Here is a 22,247-nt window from a genome sequence, read left to right as displayed (position 1 = left end):
AGCTTTGTAAATATAAGTTGACAAGGAATTAATCTTTCCAAAGTTCCTTGACTTTTGCCTGAACTTCCTGATTTTCCAAGAATTCATCATAGGTTTCGTCAATGCGGTCAATCACACCGTTTTTAGACAGAACAATGATATGGTTGGCCAAGGTTTGAATAAATTCATGGTCATGGCTAGCAAAAATAATGGATCCTTTGAAGTTTTTCAATCCATCATTTAAGCTGGAGATTGATTCCAAATCTAAGTGATTGGTTGGATCGTCCAAGACTAAAACGTTGGATTTAAGCAACATCAACTTAGATAACATAACCCGAACTTTTTCTCCTCCTGACAAGACATTGACAGACTTGTTAACCTCATCTCCAGAGAAAAGCATGCGTCCAAGGAAACCTCGAAGGAAGGTGTTGTCATCCTCTTCTTTGCTAGCAAATTGACGCAGCCAGTCAAGGATTGATTCACCATTAGCAAAGTCACGAGAATTATCTTTTGGTAGGTAAGATTGACTGGTTGTGACACCCCACTTGACAGTTCCTTCATACTCAATATCACCCATCAAAGCACGAATCAAAGCTGTTGTTTGGATATCGTTTTGGCCAATCAAAGCTGTCTTGTCACCAGGACGCAAAATGAAGTTAATATTATCAAGAATAGTTTCTCCGTCTATCTTGACAGAAAGGTTTTCCACTGTCAAGAGATCATTACCGATTTCACGTTCTGCTTTAAAGCTGATAAATGGGTATTTACGGCTAGATGGAACAATTTCTTCTAACTCAATCTTGTCAAGCATCTTTTTACGAGAAGTTGCTTGTTTTGATTTTGAAGCATTGGCAGAAAAGCGAGCAACAAATTCTTGAAGTTGCTTGATTTTTTCTTCTGCTTTGGCATTTCGGTCAGCTAGAAGCTTAGCCGCTAGTTCGCTTGATTCTTTCCAGAAATCATAGTTTCCGACATAGAGTTTGATTTTTCCAAAGTCAAGGTCGGCCATATGAGTGCAGACTTTATTCAAAAAGTGACGGTCGTGAGATACAACAATAACTGTATTGTCAAAATCGATAAGAAAGTCTTCCAACCAAGTAATAGACTGAATATCCAAACCGTTAGTTGGCTCGTCCAGAAGTAAGACATCAGGTTTACCAAAAAGGGCTTTAGCTAAGAGTACTTTAACCTTGTCTCCGTTAGAGAGCTCACTCATATTTTGGTAGTGAAGTTCTTCTGGGATATTGAGATTTTGCAATAATTGAGAGGCTTCACTTTCAGCTTCCCAGCCCCCTAGTTCAGCAAACTCTCCCTCAAGCTCGGCCGCACGTACACCATCTTCATCAGAAAAATCAGGCTTCAGATAAATAGCATCTTTTTCTTTCATGATGTTGTAGAGATGTTCATTTCCCATGATTACAACATCAATAGCCCGTTCTTCTTCATAGTCAAAGTGGTTTTGGCGAAGGACTGAAAGACGTTCATTTGGTCCTAGAGAAATGTGGCCTGTTGTTGGCTCGATATCGCCAGCTAAAATTTTTAAAAAGGTTGATTTTCCAGCACCGTTAGCTCCAATCAATCCATAAGTATTTCCTTCTGTAAATTTGATGTTGACCTCATCAAACAATTTTCGGTCACTGAAACGTAGTGATACATCTGATACTGTAAGCAATGTCTTTCTCCTATATATATAATCTTCTTCATTTTACTAGAAAATAGAACTTTTTTCAAATAATTCTGAGATAAAAAGTAAAAAACGAAGCCAAAAGAAAAAAGGAGAATAGAATGAACTAAGACTTTTAGGTTTTCCAGCCAGAATAGTTTGTCAATTAAGTTTACAAATATTGTAAAGGGATGTCAATCAAGCTGTAAAAACTGGATTTTTTGCTTTTTTCTAGAAACTTCTTTCTCATTTTCATTGAAAATGATATAATGAACTCATTATAAATTGAGGAGTAATAAATGACTAAACCAATTATTTTAACAGGAGATCGTCCGACAGGAAAATTGCATATTGGTCATTATGTAGGAAGTTTACGGAATCGCGTGCTTTTGCAGGATCAAGGTAAATATGAGATGTTCGTATTTTTGGCAGATCAGCAAGCTTTGACTGATCATGCAAAGGATCCTCAGACAATTGTTGAGTCTATTGGTAATGTAGCTTTAGATTATCTAGCGGCTGGATTGGATCCTGAAAAAGTAACTATTTTTATTCAAAGTCAGATTCCTGAGTTGGCAGAGTTGTCAATGTATTATATGAATTTGGTGTCATTAGCTCGTCTTGAGCGTAATCCTACTGTCAAGACAGAGATTGCGCAAAAAGGATTTGGTGAAAGTTTGCCGACTGGATTTTTAGTTTATCCAATTTCTCAGGCAGCAGATATTACTGCTTTTAAAGCTAATTTTGTACCAGTCGGACATGATCAAAAGCCTATGATTGAGCAGACTCGGGAAATTGTTCGTTCCTTTAACCACGCTTATCAGACAGATGTTTTGGTAGAACCGGAAGGAATTTATCCTGAAAATGAAGCAGCTGGACGTTTGCCTGGTTTGGATGGCAATGCTAAGATGTCTAAGTCTCTCAATAACGGTATTTATCTGGCAGATAATATGGATATTCTGCAAAAGAAAGTTATGAGCATGTATACAGATCCTAATCATATCAGAGTGGAAGATCCTGGAAAAATTGAGGGAAATATGGTCTTTCATTATCTGGATGTTTTTGGCCGCCCCGAAGATGCTGCTGATATTGCTGCAATGAAAGAGCATTATCAAAGAGGTGGTCTGGGAGATGTCAAAACCAAACGCTATCTGTTAGAAATTTTAGAGCGAGAGTTAGGTCCGATTCGTGAGCGTCGTGTGGAGTTTGCTAAAGATATGGGACAGGTCTATCAGATGCTGCAAGAAGGATGCGATAAGGCACGTCAGACTGCCTCTCAGACTCTTTCGGAAGTGAAGTCTGCGATGGGGATTAATTATTTTAAATAACGAACATTATTGATTATAAATCACAAAAACTATCGTTTTTAGTTTTAAAAATGATGGTTTTTATTTTTTGTATAATAATGATTGACAATTTCCTATAGAATGGTATGATATTAACAACAAAAAAACCAGCTCTTATTCAAAGAAAACTGAACTTCAATTTTCTTTGGGTATTAGTTCAAATAAGAAGGAAAAGAGGAAACTGTGGATGTCTAACTGGGACACTAAATTTTTGAAAAAAGGTTTTACCTTTGATGATGTGCTGCTGATTCCAGCTGAAAGCCATGTACTGCCCAACGATGCTGATTTGAGTACCAAGCTTGCTGAGAATCTGACTTTAAATATCCCAATCATTACTGCCGCTATGGACACTGTTACAGAGAGTCAGATGGCTATCGCTATTGCCCGTGCTGGTGGTCTTGGAGTCATCCACAAAAATATGTCTATTGAGCAACAGGCTGATGAAGTTCGAAAGGTTAAACGTTCTGAGAATGGCGTAATTATTGATCCTTTTTTCCTCACGCCAGAGCATACGATTGCTGAAGCAGATGAACTGATGGGACGTTACCGTATCAGTGGTGTTCCTGTTGTAGAAACTCTTGAAAATCGTAAGTTAGTAGGGATTCTAACTAATCGTGATTTGCGTTTTATTTCTGACTATGATCAACCTATTTCTCGTCATATGACCAGTGAGAATCTTGTAACGGCACCTGTTGGAACAGATTTGGGAACTGCAGAGCGCATTTTGCAGGAGCACCGGATTGAAAAGTTGCCTTTGGTTGACGATAAGGGATGTCTTTCAGGTTTGATTACCATTAAAGATATTGAAAAGGTTATTGAGTTTCCAAATGCTGCTAAAGATGAGTTTGGCCGTCTCTTGGTAGCTGGTGCTGTTGGTGTTACTTCAGATACTTTTGAACGTGCAGAAGCTCTCTTTGAAGCTGGTGCAGATGCGATTGTTATTGATACTGCTCATGGACACTCAGCTGGAGTTTTGCGCAAGATTGCTGAGATTCGTGCTCATTTCCCTGATCGCACCTTGATTGCTGGAAATATTGCAACTGCTGAGGGTGCGCGTGCACTTTTTGATGCAGGTGTGGATGTTGTTAAGGTCGGAATTGGTCCTGGTTCTATCTGTACAACCCGTGTCATTGCTGGTGTTGGTGTTCCTCAAGTAACTGCTATTTATGATGCAGCTGCTGTGGCGCGTGAATATGGAAAAACCATCATTGCTGATGGTGGGATTAAATATTCTGGAGATATTGTTAAGGCCTTGGCTGCAGGTGGAAATGCTGTTATGCTGGGTTCAATGTTTGCAGGAACAGACGAAGCGCCAGGCGAGACGGAAATCTTCCAAGGTCGGAAATTTAAGACTTACCGTGGTATGGGATCTATCGCCGCTATGAAGAAGGGCTCTAGTGACCGTTACTTCCAAGGTTCTGTCAATGAAGCGAATAAGCTAGTTCCAGAAGGAATTGAAGGCCGTGTGGCATACAAGGGAGCTGCTGCAGATATTGTCTTCCAGATGCTTGGTGGTATTCGCTCTGGAATGGGCTATGTTGGTGCTGCAAATCTGCAAGAACTTCACGATAATGCTCAGTTTATTGAGATGAGTGGCGCCGGATTAAAGGAAAGCCACCCTCATGATGTGCAAATTACAAATGAAGCCCCTAACTATTCAGTTCAATAAAAAATAAAACGAGGTCGGGAATTTTTCCTAACCTCGTTTTAAATTTACGATTTAAATTGACATACTTTTACAATTCAAAAGGCTATAAAAGCTGTTCTAACAACAATTCGATATAATTCGTTTACACTATAAGCAAGATTTTGTAAATGAAATTTACAAAAACGTAAATCTCATGTAATGCTAGGATTGAGACATGATTTGTCCTTGCTGAATGGTGAAAATTTTAATATCTTGTGGAAGATTTTTTAAATGTTCTAAAGTTGTTGTAGTGATGAAAGTTTGAATATCCTGAGAGATAGTTTCTAATAATTTTAGTTGACGGTTATTGTCAAGTTCGCTCATTACATCGTCAAGCAACAAAATAGGCGTTTCCTTCGTAGTGCTTTCTATTAACTTGATTTCAGCTAGTTTCAGTGATAAAACAAGACTGCGATGCTGACCTTGACTACCAAAGTTGGCATCCATCTGGTTGATAAAAAAAGCAATATCATCACGATGGGGACCAACACCTGTATTTTTTTTGAATAGGTCGCGTTTACGGCTGTTTAATAAGGAAGAGCGGTAAGTTTCTTCTAAATTGTCAATTTTGTGTAAAGGAATAGACGACAGATACTTGACAGTCAATTTTTCCAGATTTTGAGAGATGTCCCAGTGCTTGTCTTGAGCAAAACTTTCTAATTTTTGCAAAAAATCCAACCGATGCTTTATGACACGACAGCCATAGTCAACCAGCTGTTCATCAAGGACAGTCAAGAAAGTTTCGTCAACTTTATCATTAGCTTTCAGATAGGAATTGCGTTGTTTAAGGACATGATTATAATTGGATAAATCTGATAGATAGACAGGCTTGATTTGTCCAAGCTCAATGTCTATAAATTTACGACGTAGACTGGGGGAGCCTTTAATCAGCTGTAAATCTTCAGGAGCAAACAGGACAACATTCATAGTTCCAATGTAGTCTGATAATTTACTTTGTTTCAAGTGGTTGACTTTTGTGATGCGACCTTTTGGTGTCAAGTTAATGTCAAGGGGAACTTTACCAGTCTTTTTTTCTAAGATGCCAGAAACAAGGAGGTCATTTTCTGTAAAATGAATCAGATCCTTATCTGAGCGTGTACGGTGGCTTCTTGTCAAGGCTAGGAAATAAATAGCTTCTAAAATATTGGTTTTACCTTGTGCGTTCTGGCCTAGAAAGACATTTAAGCCAGGATGGAAGTCAATATCAGCTTCCTGATAATTTCGGAAATGCTTGATTTTTAATGATTGCAGCCACATGATTAGATACCAGGGAAGCGAACAGGGCTTTTAGTAGTTTTCTGCTTTTTAGGTACCCCTGTATTCTTACGCTTTTCTTTTTTAGAAATCTGCGATTTTTTTAATTCCTTGTTCATGGCTTTGACAAGTTCAGCAACTCGTTTTTTTTCTGCGATTTCTTTCTGGTGTTGCAGAATTTCTTCTTGACTAGGAGCTGTCAGATTAATTTCAATTCCTTGCTCGGGAAGAGAAATCCTGTCATTGACACGGAGTTTTTTTCCCCGGCGGTTTTCTGGCTCACCGTTAAAAAGAACTGGATATTCACTTAGAAATGTTTTAATTGCTCCGCCGCTTTGGATAATTCCTGTTTCTTTTAAAAGGGCTTGTAGCGTGATGTAGTCATCAAATAATTTATATTCCATATTTCACCTCAACCCTGTCATTATACCATATTTGTTAGTAAAAAGTGCTGAGGTGCTTTGGATAAAATTCGGAAATTTTCTCCTGTTATCAGAAAACGTTTTAATCAGCAAAAAGCTTGGTAGAACAAACAAATCAGAGGCATTTCATGATATAATAGTAGTCTATATTATTCAGTATGAGGGGCGTCATGGAAATCACTAAAGGAGTTCGTCTCCATTTTATTCAATCAGAAAAATTTAAAACAAACAAAATTAGGGTTCGTTTTTCAGCGCCTATGTCCAAAGAAACAGTAGCTGGTCGGGTTTTAACAGCCAGCATGCTAGAGACTGTCAATGCGGTTTATCCTACTTCACAGGCTTTCAGAGAACGTTTGGCCAATTTGTATGGTGCTGATTATTCTACGAGTCTTTCAAGGAGAGGGTTGGTCCATTATTTAGATATCAATCTTTCTTTTGTGCGGGATAAATTTTTGAGTCGTAAGAATGTCTTAACAGATGTTATGCTTGATTTTTTGAAAGCCAGCTTGTTTTCTCCATTGGTAAGTCAGGACGCTTTTGATGAATCTGCTTTTGAAATTGAGAAGAAAAATATCTTGAATGATTTGGAAGCAGAAATTGAGAATCATTTTTATCATGCTCATCGAGAATTAGATAAACTCTTTTATGAAGTCGAGGAAATGCAGATGCCTCGTGTTGGGACGATTGAATTAATCCAGAAAGAGACAGCTGCAAGCAGTTTTGCTACTTTTCAGCAGATGCTTAAGGAAAATCAGATTGACTTTTTCTTTATTGGGGACTTTAATGAAGTGGCTGTTCGGGAGAAAATTCAATCTTTCAATTTTGCACCTCGCCAACAAGAACTTCAGTTAGTTTATCAGCAAGAATATTCCAATGTTTTGCGAGAAGGACTGGAGCAGAAGGACGTGTATCAGTCGATTATTGAGTTGGGTTATCACTTCCCTATTCAGTACGGAGAGAGTGAACACCTGCCTTTGGTTGTTTTAAATGCTTTGCTAGGTGGCTTTGCCCATTCGAAATTATTTGTCAATCTTCGTGAAAAGGAAGGGCTAGCTTATACAATTTCTAGCAATTTTGATATTTTTTCAGGAATGATGCGGATTTACGCTGGTATTGACCGCAGCAATCGGACCAGAACAGTTGCTTTAATCAATCGACAGATTGTTGATTTGAAGCGCGGAAATTTTAGTCAGGAAGAACTGAATCAAACCAAGAAAATGCTGAGAAATTCAGTATTGTTAGCTCAGGATCGACAGAATACAATCTTAGAGAGAGCTTATATGGCTTCTGTTTTAGGGAAAAAATTCTTATCTCTTGAAGCTTGGCTGGAAGCTTTGGAACAGGTTCGTAAGGATGATATTATCAAAGCAGCTGGTCTCTTAAAATTACAAGCTATTTACTTTATGGAAGGAAAATAATGCAGGGAGAAGTGCTAGAAAAAATCAATTATTCAGCAGTGGGAGAAACTGTCTATCAGACAGTCTTGGCAAATGGTTTGCGTGTTTTTCTTCTGCCTAAAAATGATTTTAATGAAACTTATGGGATTATCTCAACTAATTTTGGTTCAGTGGATACAGGGATTGTTTCACGTGAAACCAAGCAGGTCACTCAATATCCAGCGGGAATAGCTCATTTTTTGGAACATAAGCTTTTTGAAGGCCCGCAGGGAAAGGATTTGCTGCTGGAATTTACTAAATTAGGGGCTGAGAGCAATGCCTTTACAAGCTTTACTCGGACCAGCTATCTGTTTTCTGCAACGGATAACATTTCAGAAAATTTACAGCTTTTGCAAGAACTTGTGCATCGGGCTGATTTCACAAAAGAATCCATTTTGCGGGAACAGGATATTATCGGCCAAGAAATTGAAATGTACCAGGATAATCCAGATTATCGTCTCTTTTTTGGAGCCTTGGCCAATCTCTATCCTCAAACACCTCTGGCAGAAGACATTGCAGGAACGAAAGAGTCTATCTCTGAGATTACCGTCGAAAATTTGAAGGAAAATTTCAGTAACTTTTATCATCCCTCTAATATGACTTTGTTTGTAATTGGTAATTTTGATTTGGAACAGATGGCTGCTGAGATTGCTGAACAGCAGGAAAAACTAGTTTTTGCTGGGAGTTCGGAACCGATTGAAAAAATTCCTGTTAGCCTTCACCCAGTGGTATCAACAGATACCTACCGAATGGAGGTGGCTAGTCCAAAACTGGCAGTTGGGATTCGAGGTACAGACTTTGTTGATGAATCGGAGTTGTATCGCTATAAAATCACTTTGAAACTTTTATTTGCCATGATGTTTGGCTGGACTTCCAAGCGTTTCCAATCCCTCTATGAAAGTGGGAAAATGGATAATTCTTTAACGCTGGAAGTGGAAGTAGAAAAAGATTTTCACTTTGTCATGCTGACGATGGACACTCAGGAGCCGGTGGGACTTTCTCATCAATTTCGCTCAGCCATCAAGAATTTTGATAAGGATCCAGATGTGACAGAAGAGCATTTGGATACGATTAAAAGTGAGATGTTTGGTGATTTTCTGCATGGTTTAAACTCGCTTGAGTATATTGCAACCCAATATGAACCGCATTTGACGGGTGAGAATCTGTTTGATTTGCCGAAAATTTTACAGGATATCAGCTTGAATGATGTGATAAAACTAGGTCATCGATTTATCGATCAGTGTGATATGACAGATTTTACTATTTTTCCAAAATAATTCCAGAATCGTTTTTAAAATTTTGTTAAAATAGTGAAGAATAGAAAAAAGGGAAAAGTACGTATGAGAAAAAAAACGATAGGAGAAGTGTTGAAGCTTGCCCGGACCAATCAAGGGCTGAGCTTAGAGGAATTGTCAAAAAAGACAGATATCCAGCAGGATTTGTTAGAAGCGCTGGAACGAAATGACTATGATTTGCTTCCTAGTCCTTTCTATGCCCGTAGCTTCTTGCGGAAATATGCTTGGGCTGTAGATTTGGATGAATCTATTATTCTGGAGGCTTACGAAGCTGGTGAGATGATAGTCTTTGATGAAGTGGCACTGGCAGCAGATGAGGAATTTAGGAGCAGAAAAAATAAAAATAAAAGCTCTTTTCTGCCCTTGTTCTATTTTCTCTTATTGGCTTCAGCTATTGCAGCTTTCGTGGCATACTATATTTGGAGCTATGCTCACACCAATTCGGTAAGTTTCAAAGCATCTGATAACAATTATAGTCTGGTTTCCTCTACAAGCACTAACAGTCAGAAGAGTTCCTTTTCTTCGGCTGATTCTAAGTCAGTTTCTTCCTCAGCTGGCAAATTGACAGTTGGTGGAAGCGGAGAGAATTTGATTGCTGAGTACAGCGGAGCAAGTCAGCCTGTCAAAGTGACCGTTTCTGTGGAGCAAACGACCAATTTGGTAAGCATAAGCGATTCAGAACTAGCCGAAGGCATCACCTTATCTCCTGAAAAATCAAGCCAGACGGTTGCTCTTGAGCCAGGCAATAAGTATCTTATAACGTTAGCACCAGTTAAAGGAGCAACTGTGACGATAGAGGGAAAAAAACTAGATACTTCGGCTTTGACTAGCGATAGTGGAACCATTAGTTTGAACATTACGAAAGAATAAAAACGAAGGGAATCCCATGAAAAAAGAAAATATTCCAAATGCCTTAACTCTTGTCAGGATTGCTTTAATCCCTGTATTTGTTGTGATTTTAACATTCGGTCATTCTTCCATCATGCATATTTTGGCAGCTTTTATCTTTGCTTTTGCTAGTATAACTGATTATCTAGATGGTTATTTGGCTCGAAAGTGGGAAGTGGTAACAAACTTTGGTAAATTTGCTGATCCCATGGCTGATAAGCTTTTAGTGATGTCTGCTTTTATCATGTTGATCGAGATGAAAATGGCTCCTGCCTGGGTTGTGGCTATTATTATTTGCCGGGAATTGGCAGTAACAGGTCTGCGCTTGCTTTTAGTGGAAACAGGAGGGACAGTCTTAGCAGCTGCTATGCCAGGTAAAATCAAGACCTTCACGCAGATGTTTGCTATTATTTTTCTACTGATTCATTGGACTCTCTTAGGGCAAATCCTTCTGTATATTGCTTTAATCTTTACGATTTATTCTGGATATGACTACTTCAAGGGAAGTGCCTATCTCTTTAAAGACACCTTTAAATAATATGGAAAATATCATCGAAGTAAGAAATCTTAAGTACAAATACGATAGTGAGTCTGAGAATTACACTTTAAATGATGTCTCTTTTCAAGTAAAAAAAGGGGAATGGCTGTCTATTGTCGGTCATAATGGCAGTGGAAAATCAACCACTGTTCGTTTGATTGACGGTCTTTTAGAAGCGGAAAGCGGAGATATTATTATCTCAGGCGATAAGCTAACAGCTGAAAACGTCTGGGAAAAGCGTCGACAGATTGGTATGGTATTCCAAAATCCAGATAATCAGTTTGTCGGAGCAACTGTAGAAGACGATGTAGCCTTTGGTTTGGAAAATCAAGGGCTGGATTATGAACTGATGGTAGAGAGAGTTCAGCAAGCATTGGAGCTTGTCGGTATGCAGGATTTTAAGGAGCGTGAACCAGCTCGTCTTTCCGGAGGTCAGAAACAGCGGGTAGCTGTTGCAGGTGTAGTAGCTCTGAGACCGGATATTATTATTTTGGATGAAGCAACTAGCATGCTAGATCCAGAGGGACGTTTGGATCTTATCCAGACCGTGAAAAAAATTAAAGATAGTAATCAACTGACCGTCATTTCTATCACTCATGACCTGGATGAAATAGCCTTAAGCGACCGTGTTTTGGTCATGAAAAAGGGTCAGGTTGAATCTACCGCTACCCCGAGAGAACTTTTTTCTCGAGAAGATTTAGAAGAGCTAGGATTGGATCAGCCATTTGTTAATCAGGTAAAGACGGCTTTGCGTCAGTCAGGGCTTCCTCTGCCAGACTCTTACTTAACAGAAAAAGAATTGCAGGATCAACTATGGGCATTACTCTCAAAAATGTAAGTTATACTTATCAAGCTGGCACCCCTTTTGAGGGACCAGCGCTTTTTGGGGTGGATTTGGAGATAAAATCCGGCAGCTATACCGCTCTTATCGGCCATACAGGCAGCGGTAAGTCAACCATTCTCCAGCTTTTAAATGGCTTGCTGGTTCCCAATCAGGGCAGTGTTGAAGTAGGCAGTACAGTCATCACAGCTGATTCCGTCAATAAAGACATTAAACAGGTACGCAAGAAGGTCGGTCTGGTCTTTCAATTTCCAGAAAGTCAAGTTTTTGATGAAACAGTTTTGAAAGATGTGGCTTTTGGTCCTCAGAATTTTGGTGTTTCTAAGGAAGAAGCGGAAGCTTTGGCGCGTGAAAAGCTGCACTTGGTCGGGATTTCTGAGGATTTGTTCAATCGCAGTCCTTTCGAACTTTCTGGTGGCCAGATGCGCAGGGTAGCCATCGCTGGTATACTAGCCATGGAGCCCGATATCTTGGTTTTGGATGAGCCGACAGCAGGACTTGATCCATCCGGTCGAAAAGAACTGATGAGGCTCTTTGAAGAGCTGCATCGTGCCGGTATGACCATTGTTTTGGTAACTCACCTAATGGATGATGTAGCCAACTTTGCTGATACAGTCTATGTTTTAGATAAGGGCAGAGTCGTCAAGAGCGGTCAGCCTGCTCAGGTCTTTCAGGATCTTGATTTTATGGAGAGTATTCAATTGGGTGTTCCTAAGATTACAAAATTTGCTCACGAATTGGCGGAAAAAGGGATGACCTTCTCGCACTATCCTATTACAATTGAAGAATTCAAGGAGATCTTGCATGGATAAGTTGATTTTAGGTCGCTATATTCCCGGAAATTCAATCATCCATCGTTTGGATCCGCGGAGCAAGTTGCTGGCGATGTTTCTTTTTATTCTATTAATTTTCTGGGCTAATAATCTTGTGACCAATCTGCTGTTGTTTGTTTTCGTTTTTAGTCTGGTCTTGCTGTCTAAGGTTCCTTTGAAGTTCTTTTTAAAGGGTATCCAGTCTATGGTGTTTATCATAGCTTTTACCACCTTGTTCCAGCTGTTTTTGACCTCTGGAGGGGCCACAATCTTCCGATTCGCTTTTGTCAGAATTACAGAACTAGGACTGTCACAGGCTGGCATTATTTTTAGCCGCTTTATTCTGATTATTTTCTTTTCTACTCTTCTGACTCTGACAACGACGCCCTTAAGCTTGTCCGATGCGGTTGAGTCTTTGCTGAAGCCTCTGAAGGTTTTCAAGGTGCCAGCACATGAGATTGGTCTGATGCTCTCTATGAGCCTGCGCTTCGTTCCAACTTTGATGGATGATACTACTCGGATTATGAACGCCCAGAGGGCGCGTGGTGTTGACTTTGGCGAGGGAAAGCTTGTTCAAAAAGTTAAATCTATTATTCCCATTCTAATCCCTTTGTTTGCTTCCAGTTTTAAAAGGGCAGACGCTCTAGCAATTGCCATGGAAGCGCGCGGCTATAATGGAGGTGAAGGTCGGACACGTTTTCGCCGTTTGGCATGGAAAAAAAATGACAGCTTGGCTATTATTAGCTTACTTATATTAGGTATTCTGCTTTATATATTGAAAAACTGACCTACTGTTTAAAGTGTTTTTAGAGAATAGTATAAGTTGAACTTGTCTATTTTTTGCTTGGTCAAAGAAAATATTTGGGGGAAAAGCTCTAAAAGTCTGTTTTTAACGTCTAAACTAAATGTTCTTGTAACGTTTGACTTGGTAATGTAACTTTTTGGTAATATTTTATGTGTAAGATAGTATTATCACCGAAAGGAGAATTACTTTTTAATGAACAAAAAAACAGCAAAATGGACTTTAACAGGTGCAGTCGCTGCAGCGGCTTTCTTGGTTTCAGGTATTGCGAATGCCGAGACCTATACAGTTGAAGCCGGTGATACTTTATCAGCTATTGCTAACGAAAAAAATACAACTCTTGAGAAATTAGTAGAGTTAAACAAGATTGCAGATCCAAATCACATCCGTGTTGGTCAAATCTTGGAACTTGGAAATAGTGCCAAAACGTCTGAAACAAGCGTAGCAGCAACTGCAACTCCCGTAAATAATTATGCAGCACCTGCAGCAACAGCTAATTCAGCAGCAACTTCAGGAGGCCTTGTACTTAGCAATGGTAATACCGCTGGTGCAACTGGTTCTTATGCAGCATCACGTATGGCAGAGATGACAGGTGTTCCTGCATCAACTTGGGAAGCTATCATTGCTCGTGAATCAAATGGTCAAGTAGATGCTTACAACGCATCTGGTGCTAGTGGTCTTTTCCAAACGATGCCAGGTTGGGGATCAACGGCTACTGTTGATGATCAAATCCAATCAGCATATAGTGCCTACAGTGCTCAAGGACTTTCAGCTTGGGGTTACTAAGATAGAAATAAAAAAACCACAGATTTCTGTGGTTTTTTGGTTTACATAAAGTTGACAATTTATAAGCAGAAAATGATAGTGTAGATAAAGATTTAAAGGGAACAATCTTATCTAGATCGACAAATGTGTAAAGTTATGAAAAGTGTTCGTTCAATATTTTTAAAATGTGCTTGGGAGAATTAGCCAGCAAATCTGCTCCGTTTTCTAGTAACTCTTTTTGGTTGCCAAAGCCCCAAAGGACTCCCAGAGTTGAGATTCCTACTTCTTTACCGCCAATTATATCAAACTTTGTATCGCCTATAATTATGGTTTCTTCTGGATTTGCATCTAGTGTTCGCAGAGCTCGGCGCAGCACATCTGCTTTGTGAAATGAATCTGGCAGTGAGCCAAAAATATCATCGAATTGCTCAGAGATGGCTAGATTTGCTAATAAATCTTGTGCTGTGGGTTGATTTTTACTTGTTGTTACATAAATCTGATAGCCGGCTTCTTTTAACTGTGTCAGCAATTCTGGTATCCCTTCATAGAGGCGAACGCCCCAGATGCCTTTTTCCTTATAGAAGCTACGATAATAGTTAATCGCTTCTGGAACTTGCCTTTCTTCAAGAACGGAGGCGAAGCTTACTTCCAGAGGCGGCCCCATAAAACTTTTTATAATACTTTCTTCAGGGCACTCTTTTCCAAGTTGTTTGAAGCTGTATTCAAAGGATTCTTGGATGCCCTTTGAACTGTCAACTAGGGTTCCATCCAAATCAAAGAAGATATATTTCAAATGACTCATCTTGTCTCCTTGTTTACTATCTAGTAAATCTACTTGACAAATTTGTCAAGGTTATTCTCCGAAGATTTCTTTTGAAAGTCTGCGACCTGTCGGTGTTGTAGCTAGGCCACCTTCAGCTGTTTCTCTGAAAGCAGTAGGCAGACTTGATCCGACTTGATACATGGCGTCAATGACTTCGTCAACAGGAATTTTAGATTCGATTCCTGCAAGAGCCATATCAGCTGCAATAAAGGCATAACTGGCTCCCATAGCATTTCGCTTGACACAAGGCACTTCGACCAGACCAGCTACTGGATCACAAATCAAGCCCAGCATGTTTTTAATGACAAAACAAATAGCTTGACTGGCTTGAAAAGGTGAACCTCCAGCAGCGAGAACTAAAGCAGCTGCACTCATAGCAGAAGCGGAGCCAACCTCAGCTTGACAGCCACCTTCAGCACCTGAAATTGAGGCGTTATTGGCAATGACGAGGCCGAAAGCACCTGCGGCTAATAGAAAGTTTAGCTGTTCTTCTTCTGAGAGTCCTAATTTTTCAATGGCAGATGTAAGAACAGCTGGCATACAGCCAGCGCTGCCGGCAGTAGGTGTTGCACAAACCAAGCCCATTTTAGCATTATGCTCATTGACAGCAATAGCATTTTTTGCAGCAGTCAGCACAGTGTGGTCTGATAAAGCCTTTCCTGACTGGATATAGTGGTCAAGTTTTGCTGCGTCACCACCAGTCAATCCACTGCGAGACTTACTCTCATCAAGTCCAAGAAGGACAGAGGCTTTCATGACTTCCAGATTGCGATGCATTAGCCGCAGGACTTCATCTCTTTCACGACCAGTCAATTCATACTCGGTAGCAATCATCAATTCAGCAATATTTCCTTGGTAATCTAAATCAGCTTGCTCTACCAATTCTTTGATGGAATAAAACATATTTTCTCCTATTTAAAGAAATTCACATTATGCAGATGAGGAATATTGCGAATTTCATCGATGGCTTCCTCACAGCTGCGGCTGTCAACTTCAATAATCATAATCGCTTTTTCTCCAGCCTTCTCACGAGTGACATTCATCTGAGCTATATTGATATTGTAGCGTGATAGAGCTTCAGTGACATGGGCAATCATACCTGGGACATCCTGGTGGACAATAATGATGGTCGGAGTATTCATGCTCAGAGATACTGAAAATCCATTCAGCTCCGTTACTTGAATGTTGCCGCCACCGATAGAGACTCCAGTCACACTGATTGTTTTATGGTCATTTTTGACTGTAATCTTTGTCGTATTGGGGTGGGGAGCATTGCTATCCTTTTGAATGGTCCAGACAATCTTGATGCCACGTTTATGGGCAATTTCAAGGCTGTTAGGAATCTCTGGATCATCTGTATCCATACCTAAAATCCCTGCTACAAGAGCCAAGTCAGTTCCGTGACCTCGGTAAGTTTTGGCAAAAGAGTTAAAGAGCTGGAATTCTACTTCCGTAGGCTCATCGTTAAAAATAGAGGAGACAATTTTTCCGATACGGACGGCGCCTGCTGTATGACTGCTTGATGGGCCTATCATCACGGGTCCGATAATATCAAAAACAGATTGAAATCTTAGTGAAGTCATGATTTCTCCTTGCAGCTAATTTATTATTTTCATTATAACAAAGTTAAGGGCTTTCTGCTGATTTTTTAAATGAATTAAAAGTGGATATTATAAAATTTCGTTAGAGAGGAAAGTAAAAGAGAAAATCAATAACTTTACAGCATTGTAAACATTCTTTACATCTACTAATTTTAGTTAAATTTCTGATTTGTTTTCCTAGTCTTTTCGTGCTATAATAGGGCTTGCTCAAGCGACCTTCAATCGTTGAAAGCACAGCACGACCTTCAATCGTGAAATAACGAAAAGATGGGAGAACACAATGAGTGATAACTCTAAGATTCGTGTCGTTGTTGGTATGAGCGGAGGTGTTGATTCATCAGTAACTGCTCTGCTCTTGAAAGAACAAGGTTACGATGTGATTGGCATCTTCATGAAAAACTGGGACGACACAGACGAATTTGGTGTCTGCACAGCCACAGAAGACTACAAGGATGTAGCAGCTGTTGCAGATCAGATTGGCATTCCTTACTACTCTGTCAACTTTGAGAAAGAGTACTGGGAACGTGTTTTTGAATACTTCTTGGCGGAATACCGAGCTGGTAGGACTCCAAATCCAGATGTCATGTGTAACAAGGAAATCAAGTTTAAAGCCTTCCTTGACTATGCCTTGACACTAGGCGCTGATTACGTTGCAACGGGTCACTATGCTCAGGTGAAGAGAGACCAAGATGGCTTGGTTCACATGCTGCGTGGCAAGGACAACAATAAGGATCAGACTTACTTCCTAAGCCAACTATCACAGGAACAACTGCAAAAGACTATGTTTCCTCTGGGTCATTTAGAAAAACCAGAAGTTCGAGCAATTGCTGAAAGAGCTGGTTTAGCTACAGCTAAGAAAAAAGACTCGACAGGTATTTGCTTCATTGGTGAGAAGAATTTTAAAGAATTTCTGAGTCAATATTTACCAGCCCAGCCGGGTCGCATGATGACCTTGGAAGGCCGAGATATGGGCCAGCATGCTGGCTTGATGTATTATACTATTGGCCAGCGGGGTGGTCTTGGAATTGGTGGTCAGCACGGCGGAGATAATGAGCCTTGGTTTGTGGTTGGAAAAGACCTCAGCCAAAATATTCTTTATGTGGGTCAAGGCTTTTACCATGACAACTTAATGTCAACCAGCCTTGACGCTAGTCAGGTTCATTTTACAAAAGAAATGCCAGAAGAATTTACACTGGAATGTACTGCTAAATTCCGCTATCGTCAGCCAGACTCTAAGGTGACAGTCACTGTAAAGGGTGAAAAGGCTGTTGTCAACTTTGCTCAACCACAAAGGGCTATTACACCAGGTCAAGCAGTCGTCTTCTATGATGGAGATGAGTGCTTAGGTGGTGGCTTGATTGACAGAGCTTATAAGAATGGTCAAGTCTTGCAGTACATTTAGATTGACAATTCAACATAATTTGCTAAAATAAGATAAGCAATACCTATGATGGTCAAAGCTCATGGATGTTGCAGGCTTTTTGTCCTGCACTTCTAGAGACTTGGCCTTTTTTGGTGAAAAAATGAGGGAAAAAGAAAATGACATACAATTTTACTGAAAGTTATGATATTGTCGTGATTGGGGCAGGCCACGCTGGAGTTGAGGCGTCTCTGGCAGCCAGTCGAATGGGCTGTAAAGTTCTGCTGGCAACTCTTAATATTGAGATGCTGGCTTTTATGCCCTGCAATCCATCTATCGGAGGATCTGCTAAAGGCATTGTTGTTCGTGAGGTAGACGCTTTGGGCGGCGAGATGGCCAAGAATATTGACAAGAGCTATATCCAGATGAAGATGCTCAACACGGGTAAGGGACCTGCAGTTCGGGCTCTTCGTGCTCAGGCTGATAAAGAGGTCTACTCCAAAGAAATGCGGAAGACTGTCGAAAATCAAGAAAATCTGACTCTGCGGCAAACCATGATTAATGAAATCTTGGTAGAAGATGGTAAGGTAATTGGGGTTAAAACGGCAACTCATCAGGAGTATGCAGCTAAAGCTGTCATTGTTACGACTGGAACAGCTTTGCGGGGAGAAATTATTATTGGTGATCTCAAGTATTCATCTGGTCCAAACCATAGCTTAGCAGCAATTCCTTTGGCAGATAATCTGCGTGATCTAGGATTTGAAATTGGTCGTTTTAAAACCGGAACGCCTCCACGTGTTAAGGCGTCATCTATCAATTATGATGTGACCGAGATTCAGCCAGGTGATGAAAAGGCCAATCATTTCTCTTACACGTCTCGTGATGAGGACTATGTGAAAGATCAAGTTCCTTGTTGGTTGACTTATACCAATGCGGAAAGTCATGAGATTATCCAAAATAACCTGCATCGAGCGCCTATGTTTTCTGGTATCGTTAAGGGAGTGGGGCCTCGCTATTGTCCGTCTATTGAGGATAAGATCGTTCGTTTTGCGGACAAGGAACGCCACCAGCTTTTCTTAGAGCCTGAGGGACGCGATACGGAAGAAGTTTATGTGCAGGGGCTGTCAACCAGTCTGCCAGAAGATGTGCAGAAGGACTTGGTTCACTCTATCAAGGGTCTAGAAAATGCCGAAATGATGCGGACAGGCTATGCCATTGAGTACGATATGATTATGCCTCACCAGTTACGGGCAACCTTGGAAACTAAGAAAATTTCAGGGCTCTTTACAGCAGGTCAGACCAATGGAACTTCTGGCTATGAAGAAGCTGCAGGTCAAGGGATTATCGCTGGGATTAATGCGGCCTTGAAAATCCAAGGTAAGCCGGAGTTAATCTTGAAGCGCAGTGATGGTTACATTGGAGTCATGATTGATGATTTAGTGACAAAGGGAACCGTAGAACCTTATCGCCTCTTGACTAGCCGAGCTGAGTACCGTTTGATTCTCCGCCATGACAATGCCGATATGCGTTTGACAGAGATGGGACGAGAAATTGGTCTTGTAGATGATGAGCGCTGGGCTCGTTTCGAGATTAAAAAGAATCAATTTGACAATGAAATGAAGCGTTTGGAATCTATCAAACTAAGACCTGTCAAGGAAACAAACGCTAAAGTAGAAGAGCTTGGCTTTAAGCCTCTGACGGATGCAGTAACTGCCAAAGAATTTATGCGGCGTCCAGAAGTGTCTTATCAAGATGCGGTTCAGTTCATTGGTCCGGCTGCAGAGGAGCTTGATGAGAAGATTATCGAGCTGATTGAGACAGAGATTAAGTACGAAGGCTATATTTCTAAAGCTCTTGATCAGGTTGAAAAGATGAAGCGCATGGAAGAGAAGCGCATTCCAGCTAATATTGACTGGGATGATATTGATTCGATTGCGACAGAAGCACGACAGAAGTTTAAGAAAATCAATCCAGAAACAATTGGGCAGGCTAGTCGTATTTCTGGTGTCAATCCAGCAGATATTTCTATTTTGATGGTTTACTTAGAAGGCAAGTCCAGAAGCATTTCTAAAAATCAAGCGAAGTAACTCTTGTAAAAGGCTTAGTTTCCTTTGGGAAGCAGCCTTTTTGTGTAAATTTACAAGAGGTTTACAATGTTGTAAACTTTGAAAGGCTGTTTTTCGCTTCCTTTACCCTTCTTAAATGCTTTACTTATTGGGAGAAATTCGCTTTTTTCTAGGATTTATGGTAAAATGGCGGAATAAGAGGTCTATGATGAAAAAATTTCGTTTTGCCCCAATTCACTTGGCGATGGCGGGTCTAATTTCCTTTATAATCTTAGCCATCTGTTTGAGGCTTTTTGGTGATAGTTTGGCCATGCTAGCTGCTCTCATGCTTGTGCTGGCTCTTTTGATTGTGCTTTTTATCCAGCAACAGAGAGTATCCGAGCTAGATGAGATTGAGCAGATTCATTATGTCAATCATCAAGCAGAAGGAAGCCTCGCTTCCTTGCTGGATAAGATGCCAGTTGGCGTCATTAAAATCAGTGAAGATAATGGTGATGTAGAGTGGTTTAATCCATATGCGGAACTGATTTTTACAACCGAAGATGGTGATTTTGATGCAGATATGCTCAAGAATATCATGAAGGCTGCCTATTCAGATTCTGGTCATTATGCTACGGTTGGAGACAAGAAATATTCGGTTTACTTGGACCGTGCATCCAGTGTGTTTTATTTTTTTGATGCATCCAATGAATACGAAGCCACTGTTGGTCTGGTAACAACGCGCCCGGTGATCGGAATTATCTCGGTGGATAATTATGATGATTTGGAGGATGTCGTTTCTGACACAGATATCAGCCATATCAATAGCTTTGTGGCCAACTTCGTAGCAGAATTTTCTGAGCAGTTTCACATGTTTTACCGTCGGGTTGGCATGGATCGTTTCTATCTTTTTACGGATTACACGGTGCTGGAACAGCTAATGGAAAATAAATTTTCTATTATTGATCAATTCCGGACGGAAGCTAAAAATCGAGAGCTGTCGCTGACACTCAGTATGGGCTTTTCTTATGGTGATGGCAATCATGATGAAATCGGTCGGGTTGCCCTGCTTAACCTCAACTTAGCTGAAGTTCGGGGCGGGGACCAGGCTGTCGTCAAAGAAAATAACGACAACATGAACCCAATCTTCTTTGGTGGAGGAACGGCGTCAGCTGTTAAGCGCACGCGCACCCGTACTCGGGCTATGATGGCTGCAATCTCTGATAAGATTAAGAGTGTGGATCAGGTCTTTGTAGTCGGACATAAAAATCTGGATATGGATGCCTTGGGTTCTTCTCTTGGTATGCAGCTCTTTGCTAGTAATATCATTGAGAAAGCTTATGTGGTCTATGATCCGTCCCAGATGGCTTCTGACATTGAGCGCTCCATTACAAAGCTCCAGCAGGAAGGGGCTGACTATCTGGTGCCGCTTTCTGAAGCAGTAAATATGGTGACCAATCGTTCGCTCTTGATTATGGTTGACCACTCCAAGATATCTCTGACTTTGTCTAAGGATTTCTTTGATCAATTCAGTCAGATTATCGTAGTCGACCACCATCGTCGTGATGAAGATTTTCCGGAAAATGCTGTGATTGCCTATATCGAAAGTGGGGCTAGCAGTGCTAGTGAGTTGGTGACGGAGCTGATTCAGTTCCAGAATTCTAAAAAGAATCGTCTCAGTAAGATGCAAGCCAGCATTCTCATGGCGGGGATTATGCTTGACACCAAAGGATTTTCATCTCGAGTCACCAGTCGAACCTTTGATGTGGCCAGCTATCTGCGGACTCGGGGCAGTGACAGTGTTGTGATTCAAGATATTTCCGCTACGAATTTTGAGGATTATCGTGCGATTAATGAACTGATTTTAAACGGCAAGAAGATTTTGCCAAATGTCATTGTAGCAGCTGGTCCAGAGGAGAACACTTATGATACGGTTGTCATCAGTAAGGCAGCTGATACCATGCTCTCCATGTCAGGAATCGAAGCTACTTTTGTCGTGAGCAAGAATACCAAAGGATATGTGTCTATTTCGGCTCGCAGTCGTAGCAAAATCAACGTTCAGCGAATTATGGAAAAGCTGGGCGGTGGCGGTCATTTCAATCTGGCGGCAGCTCAAATTGAAGGTAAAACAGTTTCTGAGGTCCTTCAGTCGCTGAATCAAGAAATTATGGACCAAGTCATTAAAGAGGAAGTAATAATAGACGAGGAGAAAAAAGGATGAAAGTAATTTTTTTAGCAGATGTAAAAGGCAAGGGCAAAAAAGGCGAAATCAAGGAAATGCCGACTGGCTATGCTCAAAATTTTCTGATTAAGAAAAACTTAGCCAAGGAAGCAACAGCGCAGGCTATCGGAGAACTGCGCGGCAAGCAAAAGTCCGAAGAAAAAGCTCACGCGGAACTAGTGGCAGAAGCTCAAGCTATTAAGGCTAAGTTAGCAGAAGAAGCTACTCTTGTTGAATTTACTGAAAAAGTTGGTCCGGACGGCCGCACCTTTGGCTCTATTACCAGCAAGAAAATAGCAGAAGAGCTACAAAAGCAGTTTGGCATTAAAATTGACAAACGGCATATTAAGGTGGACTCACCGATTCGCTCCATTGGTCTGATAGATGTTCCAGTGAAAATTTATCAGGATATAACTGGGGTGATTCGTTTGCGGGTTAAAGAAGGATAATAGTGATTTGAAGGAAGGATTTA

20 protein-coding genes are annotated in these 22,247 nt (G+C 40.6%); 14 read left to right on the top strand and 6 right to left on the bottom strand.

The window, feature by feature from the left end; all coding sequences use genetic code 11:
* Positions 1–28: 28 nt before the first annotated feature.
* Positions 29–1,651 carry an ATP-binding cassette domain-containing protein gene (locus O3627_RS10280; RefSeq protein ID WP_125382952.1) on the bottom strand — a complete coding sequence of 541 codons (1,623 nt, stop codon included), beginning with the start codon at positions 1,649–1,651 and terminating at the stop codon, positions 29–31.
* A 290-nt stretch (positions 1,652–1,941) separates the two neighbouring features.
* Between O3627_RS10280 and trpS the strand changes: the two genes are divergently transcribed.
* Positions 1,942–2,967 carry a tryptophan--tRNA ligase gene (trpS, locus tag O3627_RS10275; protein WP_125382954.1) on the top strand — a complete coding sequence of 342 codons (1,026 nt, stop codon included), beginning with the start codon at positions 1,942–1,944 and terminating at the stop codon, positions 2,965–2,967.
* A 205-nt stretch (positions 2,968–3,172) separates the two neighbouring features.
* A complete protein-coding gene (gene guaB / locus O3627_RS10270; RefSeq protein WP_032908038.1) occupies positions 3,173–4,654 on the top strand; it encodes an IMP dehydrogenase in 1,482 nt (493 codons plus the stop codon).
* A 180-nt stretch (positions 4,655–4,834) separates the two neighbouring features.
* Here guaB and recF read toward each other — a convergent pair whose 3' ends face one another.
* Entirely contained in the window at positions 4,835–5,929 is a 1,095-nt protein-coding gene (recF, locus tag O3627_RS10265) for a DNA replication/repair protein RecF (RefSeq protein ID WP_343092159.1), read from the bottom strand.
* A 2-nt stretch (positions 5,930–5,931) separates the two neighbouring features.
* Positions 5,932–6,330, bottom strand: a complete 399-nt coding sequence (yaaA, locus tag O3627_RS10260) for a S4 domain-containing protein YaaA (protein WP_002922833.1) — start codon at positions 6,328–6,330, stop codon at positions 5,932–5,934.
* A gap of 188 nt (positions 6,331–6,518) precedes the next feature.
* On the opposite strand from yaaA, the gene yfmF reads away from it, so the two are divergent.
* From yfmF to O3627_RS10220, 8 genes are all read left to right on the top strand, one after another.
* Positions 6,519–7,766 carry an EF-P 5-aminopentanol modification-associated protein YfmF gene (gene yfmF / locus O3627_RS10255; RefSeq protein ID WP_343092158.1) on the top strand — a complete coding sequence of 416 codons (1,248 nt, stop codon included), beginning with the start codon at positions 6,519–6,521 and terminating at the stop codon, positions 7,764–7,766.
* Positions 7,766–9,061 carry an EF-P 5-aminopentanol modification-associated protein YfmH gene (gene yfmH / locus O3627_RS10250; protein WP_343092157.1) on the top strand — a complete coding sequence of 432 codons (1,296 nt, stop codon included), beginning with the start codon at positions 7,766–7,768 and terminating at the stop codon, positions 9,059–9,061. Before yfmF ends, yfmH begins: the two co-directional genes overlap by 1 nt.
* A gap of 33 nt (positions 9,062–9,094) precedes the next feature.
* Positions 9,095–9,949, top strand: coding sequence for a cytoskeleton protein RodZ (rodZ, locus tag O3627_RS10245; protein WP_343092156.1), 855 nt, complete (start codon positions 9,095–9,097; stop codon positions 9,947–9,949).
* Between the two features lie 16 nt (positions 9,950–9,965).
* Complete coding sequence (gene pgsA, locus O3627_RS10240; RefSeq protein WP_125382957.1) at positions 9,966–10,505, top strand: CDP-diacylglycerol--glycerol-3-phosphate 3-phosphatidyltransferase; 540 nt, start codon at positions 9,966–9,968, stop codon at positions 10,503–10,505.
* A 1-nt stretch (position 10,506) separates the two neighbouring features.
* Complete coding sequence (locus O3627_RS10235; RefSeq protein WP_343092155.1) at positions 10,507–11,343, top strand: energy-coupling factor ABC transporter ATP-binding protein; 837 nt, start codon at positions 10,507–10,509, stop codon at positions 11,341–11,343.
* Positions 11,319–12,158, top strand: a complete 840-nt coding sequence (locus tag O3627_RS10230) for an energy-coupling factor ABC transporter ATP-binding protein (protein ID WP_002908343.1) — start codon at positions 11,319–11,321, stop codon at positions 12,156–12,158. The genes O3627_RS10235 and O3627_RS10230 overlap by 25 nt, the downstream gene beginning before the upstream one ends.
* The gene (locus O3627_RS10225; protein ID WP_175859198.1) at positions 12,151–12,945 is read left to right on the top strand and encodes an energy-coupling factor transporter transmembrane protein EcfT; all 795 of its coding nucleotides are present in this window, start codon (positions 12,151–12,153) and stop codon (positions 12,943–12,945) included. Before O3627_RS10230 ends, O3627_RS10225 begins: the two co-directional genes overlap by 8 nt.
* 210 nt (positions 12,946–13,155) lie before the next feature.
* Positions 13,156–13,746 (top strand): LysM peptidoglycan-binding domain-containing protein, encoded by a 591-nt coding sequence (locus O3627_RS10220; RefSeq protein ID WP_009659542.1) that lies wholly within the window; start codon positions 13,156–13,158, stop codon positions 13,744–13,746.
* Between the two features lie 133 nt (positions 13,747–13,879).
* Here O3627_RS10220 and O3627_RS10215 read toward each other — a convergent pair whose 3' ends face one another.
* Genes O3627_RS10215 through sdaAB form a run of 3 tightly spaced genes read right to left on the bottom strand, consistent with a single transcriptional unit; the run spans position 13,880 to position 16,131 of the window.
* Positions 13,880–14,527 carry an HAD family hydrolase gene (locus tag O3627_RS10215; protein WP_343092154.1) on the bottom strand — a complete coding sequence of 216 codons (648 nt, stop codon included), beginning with the start codon at positions 14,525–14,527 and terminating at the stop codon, positions 13,880–13,882.
* A 51-nt stretch (positions 14,528–14,578) separates the two neighbouring features.
* Positions 14,579–15,451 (bottom strand): L-serine ammonia-lyase, iron-sulfur-dependent, subunit alpha, encoded by an 873-nt coding sequence (gene sdaAA / locus O3627_RS10210; protein ID WP_343092153.1) that lies wholly within the window; start codon positions 15,449–15,451, stop codon positions 14,579–14,581.
* An 8-nt stretch (positions 15,452–15,459) separates the two neighbouring features.
* Positions 15,460–16,131, bottom strand: a complete 672-nt coding sequence (gene sdaAB, locus O3627_RS10205; RefSeq protein WP_002899403.1) for an L-serine ammonia-lyase, iron-sulfur-dependent subunit beta — start codon at positions 16,129–16,131, stop codon at positions 15,460–15,462.
* Between the two features lie 298 nt (positions 16,132–16,429).
* Between sdaAB and mnmA the strand changes: the two genes are divergently transcribed.
* From mnmA to rplI, 4 genes are all read left to right on the top strand, one after another.
* Positions 16,430–17,551 carry a tRNA 2-thiouridine(34) synthase MnmA gene (gene mnmA, locus O3627_RS10200; RefSeq protein WP_343092152.1) on the top strand — a complete coding sequence of 374 codons (1,122 nt, stop codon included), beginning with the start codon at positions 16,430–16,432 and terminating at the stop codon, positions 17,549–17,551.
* Positions 17,552–17,688: 137 nt separating this feature from the next.
* Positions 17,689–19,596 (top strand): tRNA uridine-5-carboxymethylaminomethyl(34) synthesis enzyme MnmG, encoded by a 1,908-nt coding sequence (gene mnmG / locus O3627_RS10195; RefSeq protein ID WP_343092151.1) that lies wholly within the window; start codon positions 17,689–17,691, stop codon positions 19,594–19,596.
* Between the two features lie 157 nt (positions 19,597–19,753).
* Entirely contained in the window at positions 19,754–21,775 is a 2,022-nt protein-coding gene (locus O3627_RS10190) for a DHH family phosphoesterase (protein ID WP_343092150.1), read from the top strand.
* Positions 21,772–22,224: a 50S ribosomal protein L9 gene (gene rplI, locus O3627_RS10185; RefSeq protein ID WP_002894242.1), complete on the top strand. Its 453-nt coding sequence runs from the start codon at positions 21,772–21,774 to the stop codon at positions 22,222–22,224. The genes O3627_RS10190 and rplI overlap by 4 nt, the downstream gene beginning before the upstream one ends.
* Positions 22,225–22,247 lie beyond the last annotated feature (23 nt).

The organism is Streptococcus sp. 27098_8_82 (assembly GCF_041431615.1).
GTDB classification, from domain to species: domain Bacteria; phylum Bacillota; class Bacilli; order Lactobacillales; family Streptococcaceae; genus Streptococcus; species Streptococcus sanguinis_K.
Note: the sequence above shows the minus strand (reverse complement) of the source record. Positions and strands in the feature narration are given on the sequence as shown.